8 protein-coding genes are annotated in these 8800 nt (G+C 60.8%); all 8 read right to left on the bottom strand.

All coding sequences use genetic code 11. The annotated features are described in order from the left end of the window. Nucleotides 1–112: 112 nt before the first annotated feature. The 8 genes from ACFCU0_RS09000 to ACFCU0_RS08965 all read right to left on the bottom strand — a co-directional run bounded on the left by ACFCU0_RS09000 (nt 113) and on the right by ACFCU0_RS08965 (nt 8083). Nucleotides 113–1540 carry a hypothetical protein gene (locus ACFCU0_RS09000; protein ID WP_434973332.1) on the bottom strand — a complete coding sequence of 476 codons (1428 nt, stop codon included), beginning with the start codon at nt 1538–1540 and terminating at the stop codon, nt 113–115. Between the two features lie 279 nt (nt 1541–1819). Further along, nucleotides 1820–2665, bottom strand: coding sequence for an acetyl-CoA carboxylase, carboxyltransferase subunit beta (accD, locus tag ACFCU0_RS08995; RefSeq protein WP_434973331.1), 846 nt, complete (start codon nt 2663–2665; stop codon nt 1820–1822). Nucleotides 2666–2846: 181 nt separating this feature from the next. After that, on the bottom strand, nt 2847–3572 hold the full coding sequence (gene tsaB / locus ACFCU0_RS08990; protein ID WP_434973333.1) for a tRNA (adenosine(37)-N6)-threonylcarbamoyltransferase complex dimerization subunit type 1 TsaB: 726 nt from the start codon (nt 3570–3572) through the stop codon (nt 2847–2849). Between the two features lie 125 nt (nt 3573–3697). After that, on the bottom strand, nt 3698–4606 hold the full coding sequence (locus ACFCU0_RS08985; protein ID WP_434973330.1) for a DsbA family protein: 909 nt from the start codon (nt 4604–4606) through the stop codon (nt 3698–3700). A 48-nt stretch (nt 4607–4654) separates the two neighbouring features. After that, nucleotides 4655–5587 (bottom strand): thioredoxin domain-containing protein, encoded by a 933-nt coding sequence (locus ACFCU0_RS08980; RefSeq protein WP_434973329.1) that lies wholly within the window; start codon nt 5585–5587, stop codon nt 4655–4657. Between the two features lie 193 nt (nt 5588–5780). Further along, the gene (locus ACFCU0_RS08975) at nt 5781–6566 is read right to left on the bottom strand and encodes an SDR family NAD(P)-dependent oxidoreductase (RefSeq protein WP_434973328.1); all 786 of its coding nucleotides are present in this window, start codon (nt 6564–6566) and stop codon (nt 5781–5783) included. Between the two features lie 218 nt (nt 6567–6784). Continuing rightward, nucleotides 6785–7384 (bottom strand): hypothetical protein, encoded by a 600-nt coding sequence (locus ACFCU0_RS08970; RefSeq protein WP_434973327.1) that lies wholly within the window; start codon nt 7382–7384, stop codon nt 6785–6787. A 117-nt stretch (nt 7385–7501) separates the two neighbouring features. After that, entirely contained in the window at nt 7502–8083 is a 582-nt protein-coding gene (locus ACFCU0_RS08965; protein WP_434973326.1) for a hypothetical protein, read from the bottom strand. Nucleotides 8084–8800 lie beyond the last annotated feature (717 nt).

The following is an 8800-nucleotide window of genomic DNA, read 5'->3' as shown; positions in this document are numbered from 1 at the left end:
GCGTTCGGTACTACCTCTTCCGGAGCCTAAACATCTGATGCGGACAGGCCCCCCCCCCCCACCACCGTCGCACGGCCGTGCGACGGTGGTGGAGGTGGGGGGCCTGTCCGCATCAGATGTTCAGGCTCCGGAAGAGGTAGTACCGAACGCCGACGTCGAAGAACATGCCGTGGGACGTTTGATCCCCGAAGTCTTCCTGGTCTTCGTAGTCGTACGCGTACCCCACCCCCGCAGTCAGAAGCAGGCGGTTCTCGATAAACACGCGTGCATCCGTCTGTACGTTTGCACCGAGCGTCCACTCCTGAGCCTCAAACGGCTCCACCCGACTGATACGGTTGTACCGGGCGTTCACCTGCGTGTCCAGCTGAAACCGATCCGCAACGTCATAGAGCCAGGTTGCATCGAGCGTGATCCTGGATCGGGAGTCGGCAATCCGGTCGTCCTCGGTTGGACGTAGATACTGCCCGTCCAGGACGAATCCGATCTGCTGACGGAGCCCCAGGTTCGTGAAATACTCTCCGGACGCAAAGACGCCGTACGCAGAGTCGATGGTGCGACTGCGTTGGCTCAGGATCCCGTTGTCCTCGGTTCGGTCGAGTTCGTTCTCGTAATCCAGCGTCAGCCCGACGCGGACCTCCCCTCCCTCGAGTCGACGCGCGACCGGTTCCTGCAGGGCCTCGGCAACGAAGAAGACCTCACCCGGCGCAAGCCCGTCGGCGGTATTGCCAATCCCGGAGAACAGGTCGTTCCAGAAGTACTTGTCCGGCCGATCATAGATCGCCGTATACCCCGGACGCCGTGCGAACGCCTGCGCGGCCGCTTGAACCGCATCGGCTCCCATTACCTCTTCCCGTCCCAGTGCCCGGAGGCGTTCTCTGACACGCAGTGCGCGAACCACCGGTGTCACGTCGCGAACACGTCCGAAGCCGACGCCGAGCCGGGCGCGGCTTGCGTACACGACGCCGAGGTTCTGTACGTCATCTTCCGGCGACAGCGGCTCGTTGATGGTCGTCGAGCGATTCAGGTACGCGGCCTGGTTGGACGTGCGCGCGGCTAGAAAGAAATTCTCCTGGACGTACTCGTTCCACTCCAGATCCACACCAATCGCGGACGTGACGGTGCGCACATCCTCCTCTCTGCTCGCGTTGCCGGCCTCTTCATCCTGCGTGCGCCGATCGTAATCGAAAACGGGCGTGACGCGGAGTTCAAAGGTCCGCTGCTCACTCTCGTAAAATGTCTCCGCTTCGGGGCGGAAAGAGGTTGCGAGAGACGAGCGCGTCTGTTCGCGATCGATCTGAAGCGGGTCCTGCAGGTCTGTCGATCGCGTGGATCGACTCCCGCTACTCGATACGTTCAACCACAGGTTCGTGTAGGACCACGTCGGCAGACGATACCGGGTGATGTCGGTCACGTCCGACGGTGTCGCGTATCCTGGCGGCGACGTCGGGGGATCGTCCCCGGTCTCTTGCCCGACGGCCGTCGCCGGAATGAGGGTGAAAAATAGGAGTCCGGCGAGCGCGGCTGTGAGACGAGGGAACATGGAAAATAGAAATACCTGAAAGAAAACGAAGCGTCGATTCACCCAGAGAAGGCGACTCATCGAAGGCACGTATCCCGGGTGCGATCATGTTACACGCAACGGACCGGAGACACACAGGTTTATCTAAGATAACCTAACCGTGCGTCCTAGACAGGCACATTACATGAAGCCGTTCGAGCGAGCGACCCGCCACGAACAGAACGCGCCTGCCGCAGCCAGCAGCAGGCGTGGGGTACACTGCTTCGCATCAGAGGTACTACCGAGCGTACTGCCGTCGCACTACGCCATCAGCAGGTCGAACAGGTGAACGATGCGCTGGCGGAGGCGACGACGGTCGACGACCATGTCCACAAATCCGCGCTCAAGCAAGAACTCCGAGCGTTGGAAGCCGTCCGGTAGATCGGAGCCGATCGTTTCCCGGATGACGCGGGGGCCCGCAAAGCCGATGAGGGCCTCTGGCTCGGCGATGTGAATGTCGCCGAGCATCGAAAAGGACGCCGTCACGCCTCCCGTCGTCGGGTGCGTAAGAACGGAAATATATGGCAATCCGGCCTCGTCGAGGCGCGCGAGGTGGGCACTCGTTTTCGCCATCTGCATGAGACTGAGCGCGCCCTCCATCATCCGTGCTCCCCCGCTTTGAGAGATGATAACGAGCGGAATCTCGCGGGTGTAGGCGCGCTTGATGGCGCGGGCGATGGTTTCCCCGACCACCGAGCCCATCGACCCACCGATAAAGCTGAAGTCCATGCAGGCCATGGATACGTCATGCTCGCCCATTCGGCCGGTGGCGGCGCGGGCGGCATCGTTCTGCCCGGTTTTCTGACGAGCCTTCTCCAACCGCTGGTCGTACGGTTTGCGATCTTCGAAGTCGAGCCGATCGACGCTGACGAGGTCGGTGTCGTGGACCTCGTACTCCCCATCGTTGAAGAGGAAGTCGAAGTACCGCCCGCTGCTCATCCCGAAGTGGTAGCCGGAACTCGGGAAGACCAGCAGATTCTCCTCCAGTTCGCGCCGGTTGATGATCTCTCCCGTCTTCGGGCATTTCACCCACTGCCCTTCCGGTACCTCATTCTGTTCCTTCCGGGTCGTGAGGATGCCGGCTTTCTTGCGCTTGAACCACGGCATGGCGGAGCGATCGTCGAGTCACGTAAAGACAGTCGAATAGAATCGGGCGGCGGGGGCGAACCGCGACAGACATTCCATAATCTGGATCACCGGCGCCAATGTCCAAATCCACGCTCGCGGTCCGCGTGAAATTCCGTCGCGCATCTGCGCTCCCAGGTGAGGTCGCGGCGCGTCCCCGTCTCTACCCTCCGACTTGAAATGCCTTCAGGTACATGGGCTCAAAGGTCGATGGCTCTGGGTTCTGTTCGCGGCGGAGCCGCTCGGCCGCGCAGCGCGCCACCCAGGCGGCAGAGGGACGGGACGCCTCGGCAGCAAGGCGCGTCACCTGAACACCGGCCGATTCGAGCGCTGACTCGGTCTTCTCCGCTCCGGTTCCGAGAAGCCACACGCGGTTGCCCGACACGCCCAGCCAGTCCGGGACGTGCGCGACCTTCATGGCTGCGGCAGCGGCCTGGATCGTGAGCCGGGCCGCGGGGCCGGTGTTCTGTGTATGGTCTGATCGCCCGCCGCCGCGAACGCGGTAGGCCGCACCGTATATTTCGTCTCGCCGAGCATCGAGGGCCGCACAAACGATGTCGCCCTCCCTGGCGTACGGACTGACCGTTGCCGCCAGGGCCTCCAATGTCGGCACCCCAATGAGGTCCGCGCCAACGGCTTCGGCCCAGCCCTTGGCGGTGCTGACGCCAATCCGAAGGCCCGTGTACGACCCCGGCCCCTTTGACACGGCGACCACGTCGATTTCATCGCGCCCGACCTCCGCACGCGCCAGCACCTCTTCAATCAGCGGCGTCAGGTGGCGTGCATGCGCACGCGGCCGGTGCATGTGGGCCTCCGCAACGACCCCGTCGTCTACGTACAACGCGGCGCCGCACGTGTGCGTAGCGGTCTCAATCGCAAGAAGAACCATCACGATGTCCGATAAGCCGCAAAAGAAACAGAGCACTTAGGTCGCACCGATCGTACGCCGGCCGAACCCAAGCGTCTCGACCGATCCTCCGCAACCCTCAATCCAAGATCTCCAATCCCCGATCCTCAATCCCCTCCCGCCGCTTCGATCTTCCGAGCAAAGGCGTCCACCGTCCGGGCGCCCTGGACTTTTTCGCCGTTCACAAAGAACGACGGCGTCCCGGTCACGCCGGCCTCCTTTCCGGCCTCCAGCGAGGCATTCACCTGACGTGCGACGGATCGATGCACGTCGGAGGTGCGATCCGTCGCGCAGGTCTTCCAGTCATCCACGTTGACGGCCGTCTCGGCCAGGATGGATTCGCTTTTCTCCATCACGTTCCCCGGCGTCAGCGCGTCCTGATTGGAGAAGTAGAAGTCGTGTAGCCGCCAGAATGCCTCCTCATCCTGCCGGGCCGCGCACTGTGCGGCCATCGCGGCCGGACGCGCCCATTCGTGCGAGGACAACGGGAAGTGCATGAACACAACACGCAGCCGGTCCGGATAGCGCTCGCGCAGCTGGTCGACCAGCGTCGTCGCTCGTGCACAGTAGGGGCACTGAAAGTCCGAAAACTCGATCAGCGTGACGGGGGCGTCCGCAGGGCCGAGGGCGGGCATGCCTTCCGACGCGCGCTGCAGGACGTCGGCTCGAGCCTCGCTTTCCTGCTGCTGCGAAGCCTGCATCTGTTCTGCGGATCGCCCGACGTCGAGCGGCGGTCCGGCCAGAAGCAACACTTCCGACTCGTCCTCGCGGATCATCACGAGCACACGATTCTGGTTGTTCACCACGAGTTGGGCGCGGTAGAACCCATCAAGCGAGCTTTTGCGAAGGGAATCGATCCGCAGAGAATCCGCATCGCGAACCTGAGGAATCTCAAGGCGGAGGTTGGCGAGAATCTTCCCTTCGTCAACATCGGGCGCAGTGGAGGTATCGCCGCATCCCGCCAGCAGGACAAATGCGGTGAGAATAGTAGCGAGAAGCGAGGCCGGGCGCATCATGGGCAGAACGGTTGGGTACGGATTCAGGCGGCAGAGCAGAGAGACCGGTCAGTTGCCTTCCGCGGCCGTAGCGGCCTGCTCGATGCGGCGAGTGAAGGCCTCGATCGACCGCGCTCCCTGCACCTTCTCCCCATTGATGTAAAAGGAAGGCGTCCCGGTCACATTGACCTCCTGGCCGGCCTGCATGTTTGCCGTGATGGTCTGCTGTACTTCCTCGTGTGCGGACGACGTCTCGTCCTGCGCGCACGTCTTCCACGCCTCCATGTCGATCGACGCCTCTGCGAGGTAGCTTTCGCTCTTCGCCATCACGTTGTCCGGCGTAAGGTCGCTCTGCTCCGCGAAGTACGCGTCATGCAGTGTCCAGAAGGCATCATCGCTCTGCCGGGCCGCGCACTGCGATGCTATGGCGGCCGGACGCGCCCACTCGTGCATGGGAAGCGGATAGTGCACGTACACGACGTTTAGCGTTTCGGGATAGCGTGAAAGAAGCTCGTTCACGAGATCGGATGCGCGGGCGCAATACGGGCACTGAAAATCCGAGAACTCGACCAGCGTGACCGGGGCATCGGCCGGGCCGCGGACGGGCATGCCCTCGGTAGCACGGGCGAGGGTAGCCCCGCGCTCGGACGCCTCGTCCGCCATGGCCTGGTTCACCTCCTCCAGGGTGCGGCTGACGTCGATCGGCGGTCCAGCGAGCAGCAGCGCCTTCGCCCCGTCCGGCGTGATCAGCATCGGGATCTGGCGACCGTTGACCGTCAGAGTCGCCCGCTTGAATCCTTCAACGTCGCTTTCCGAGAACGAACTGAGCGACACCTGCCCGGTCTGCCGAAGCTGCGGAATCTCCATCTTCAGGTTGTCGATGATACGCTGGGTGTCCAGCGCGTCCTCCTGAGCGTGCGAGGAAAGGGGGACGAAGACGAGGAGCAGGCTGACGAGCAGGGCACCGCGAAGCAGGCGGGCAGGGATCGATCGGCGATTCATGAGACGCAGGACTGGTGACGGAAATTCGTCGGGCGAGCGGGCCTGAGCGGGCCCGCTCCGAAACACGACGCAAACGATGGCCGACAGCCGAGGTTGCAAAGACCGTCGGAAGAGATCGGGGTCGCCACGACGGACATGAAACGCCATTCAGCCGCAAGAGAAGACGTCTTCGTCGGACCTCTGCATCCGCGAATCATTCATCGCCATGCAGATAGGCCGCCACCTTGCTCGCCACCGAACGCGGGAGGAACCGCGTGGCGAAGGCGCCAGCCTTGTTGGAAAGGCCCGGCACCGCGAGGGAGTCTCCGCGCCGGAAGGCCTCGTAGCCGTGCGAGGCCACGGCGCTCGACGACATCGCCGCGCCGGACTCAAAGAGAAGCGCGTTGTTCATACCCGCCCGATCAGCGAAATCTGTTTTCGTCGGGCCGGGCGCCAGACATGTAACCGTGACCCCGCGTCCGGCAACCTCCTGCGCCAGCGCCTCCGAAAACGACAGGACGTATGCCTTCGTGGCGTAGTAGACCGCCATGTTCGGGCCAGGCTGAAATCCGGCCGTCGAGCCGACGTTCAACACGCCGCCCCGTCCCCGTTCGAGCATCCCCGGAAGCAAGAGCCGGGTAAGGTGCGTTAGCGCGCTGACATTCACGCCGATCATATCGAGTTGCTTCTGTTCATCGGCGTCGGCGAACGACCCGCGGGTCCCAAAGCCCGCGTTGTTCACCAGCACATCCACGGTTAGCCCCATCTCGTCGAGTCGCTCTACCACCCCGCGCCCTACGCCGGGCGTGCTGAGGTCCCTTGGAAGAACGTGCGCTGCTATGCCGAACGTGTCGCGCAGGAACGACGCGTGGTCGTTCAGTGCATCCTCCCGCCGAGCGAGCAGGACGAGATCTGCCCCATCACGGGCGAAGCAGCGAGCAAGTTCAGCGCCGATGCCGGACGAGGCACCGGTGACGAGGACGGTTTCGCTAGGAGACACGATCAGAAGGGATCGAGGAGACGGGAAACGAAGTCGGATAGCGGCCGCCTGCACGCGATGCAAACTATTCAGGTTCCGTCGTCGCGCGATCGAACGCGTCCGCCGGGTACCCATCGGTTCCTTCCCGTACAGGAGTCAGCTTCGGAATCGACACACGGAATCACGACCCAGTGAAACCGAAAATGACGTTCGCGGCCGAGCTGGAGGTCGCGCCTCTCTCAGTCTTCCCCACGCTCCTCTTCTTCTCTACCTATTACCCCATCGCTTTTCATAGCCTCGACGAGTTCTTTTGCGATTCGGTCGGCAAGGAAGGACTCCCCCTCAAACGTTTCGACAACCCCTCGCCACACGCGACCGTTTGTTCTAACGTCGTATAGACTGGCATCTACGTTGATCAGAATAGGACCCTGTGTTTCAGGAATACTACGGGCGTCCATCCTTCGCTCGTTGAATGTTAAGAGTAGTGCATACGGCCGCTGTTTTTCTTTCGCGTCGTCGAGACCCGGTGTGTCTTCGAGTTCGAGATTCTCGTAGACACGCCATTCCGCATCCGCCCCGTAATCGGAGAGGGCTGCTTTCAACGCTCGTGCCAGCTCATCCGAAACAATCACATCCGCAGATTCAACAGAGATGAAGAGTTGCTCAACGGGAACCGAGAAGTCGTCAGCGACGGTGGATCGCGTCGTCGTCTGCAGGCCCGGTCCACAGGACGTCAGTACTATGGTGATCATCAATAGAAAAAGGATCCAGGGCCTAAAAGACACGAGGGAACCACATTTCGCGGAAGACAACCTCTTCGACACGGAGTACGAGACCATGGGGAGTATTTACCGTTAGAGCGAGCGAACGACGGAACGATAAGTAAACCACGTTCAACACCGTCTCATCTCCTTTTTCTATGTGAGTAAAGGAATGTCGATGTAAACGGCACACGATCATCGAGACGTCCCCGATGCACCGTCTGTCAGCATTGGAGGCAGAAGGCCGTCATCCGCGAGACTCTCCATCATTTTTTCGGCCATCACCTCCGCTTCCATCGACTGGCTGGTCGTCTTTGTCCCCTTCGCTGTCACATCGGCTCGCCAGATACGCTTTTCCAGGTTCACGTCGTAGAGACTTGCCTCAAAGGAATACGTCTGGTGGGTCGTGCTCGTCATTCCGCCCGTAGGACCCGTTGGCGGTTGATAAGTCGTATTTTCTGACTGACTTTTTTCCTCAATCAGGAGTACGTGCGAAGCATCTGAACGCCTCGCCTCATCGTACGGAACAACGAGCGCTTCTTCTTTCTCGAGGCGTGGGCCTTCCTCGTTTTCCTTCTCAGTGTCCGGCGTGTACGCTCGATGATTCACCGTCGTCCCGATACCGTAGGAGACAAGAGATAAACGAAGTTTTTCGGATGCACGCTCCGCGAGATCGTCAAGGTCGCTGCTAATGGCCGTCTGCAAATGCAGACGTTCAATCGTGGCCGAGTAGTCCGGGTCTTTGTTGGACACGACTTCAGCCGACGTGCATGCCATGAGCATACCCACGATAAGAAGGAAGCACAGGCAACGGCGTATGAAAGAGTGCGTGTTCGTCATTAAACCAAGCTTTTCCTCGAAAAAAGGTATCGGCAACGTCTCATAGTGCCTAAAGCTACATTATAGTATTTATAAGCTTAATTACTACAAGAGACAACTTCAATGCGACTGTTAATATCAAGTAGGTCATAATACTTAGCTGCCCGGGTTTACATTTGCCTGTTTAATGATAGTACGCTGCGTCACATATACGGAGTTATTAATACAGATTGACCCATCGTTTATGCCTCCACAGTATACGGACCGGATCATTTAACGCCCGCATCTCCGACAAGAAACAGCGTCGCAGCACCCGACATGGTTTCCGCGCCAAAGGCCTGATCCCGCACCCGGGCGAGTTCAGCGCCAATGCCCAACGAGACACCGGTGACGACGGCGGCTTCGTTATGAGACGAATGTCGATGTGGAGGGTGGGACAGAACGCGAGCCGCTCCGACCGCTGCTCCGCTAGTCGATTCCTTGAGTTGCAAAAATGAGAATGTGACGTCTCGACCGTCCTGCTGGTACCTCCACCTACAACAGCGCATCCGTGGGATCGAACCTGTCGACTCCGTGCTCGGGACGCATCCCGATCGCGACGGACGTTCAACAGGCGGCGGGTCTACTCCATCATTGTGTGCGGCAGAAGTGAATACTCGACCAGGGCGTCGACGA

Origin of the sequence: Longibacter sp. (assembly GCF_051155795.1) — a bacterium.
In the GTDB taxonomy this organism is placed as follows: Bacteria; Bacteroidota; Rhodothermia; order Rhodothermales; family Salinibacteraceae; genus Longibacter.
The sequence above is the reverse complement of the archived record's forward strand: the minus strand, read 5'-3'. Positions and strand labels throughout refer to the sequence as shown.

Bases quoted from the DNA above. Each gene is read 5' to 3' on its own strand.
- ACFCU0_RS09000 (WP_434973332.1), bottom strand. From the start codon at position 1,540: ATGTTCCCTCGTCTCACAGCCGCGCTCGCCGGACTCCTATTTTTCACC.
- accD (WP_434973331.1), bottom strand. From the start codon at position 2,665: ATGCCGTGGTTCAAGCGCAAGAAAGCCGGCATCCTCACGACCCGGAAG.
- tsaB (WP_434973333.1), bottom strand. From the start codon at position 3,572: ATGGTTCTTCTTGCGATTGAGACCGCTACGCACACGTGCGGCGCCGCG.
- ACFCU0_RS08985 (WP_434973330.1), bottom strand. From the start codon at position 4,606: ATGATGCGCCCGGCCTCGCTTCTCGCTACTATTCTCACCGCATTTGTC.
- ACFCU0_RS08980 (WP_434973329.1), bottom strand. From the start codon at position 5,587: ATGAATCGCCGATCGATCCCTGCCCGCCTGCTTCGCGGTGCCCTGCTC.
- ACFCU0_RS08970 (WP_434973327.1), bottom strand. From the start codon at position 7,384: ATGGTCTCGTACTCCGTGTCGAAGAGGTTGTCTTCCGCGAAATGTGGT.
- ACFCU0_RS08965 (WP_434973326.1), bottom strand. From the start codon at position 8,083: ATGGCATGCACGTCGGCTGAAGTCGTGTCCAACAAAGACCCGGACTAC.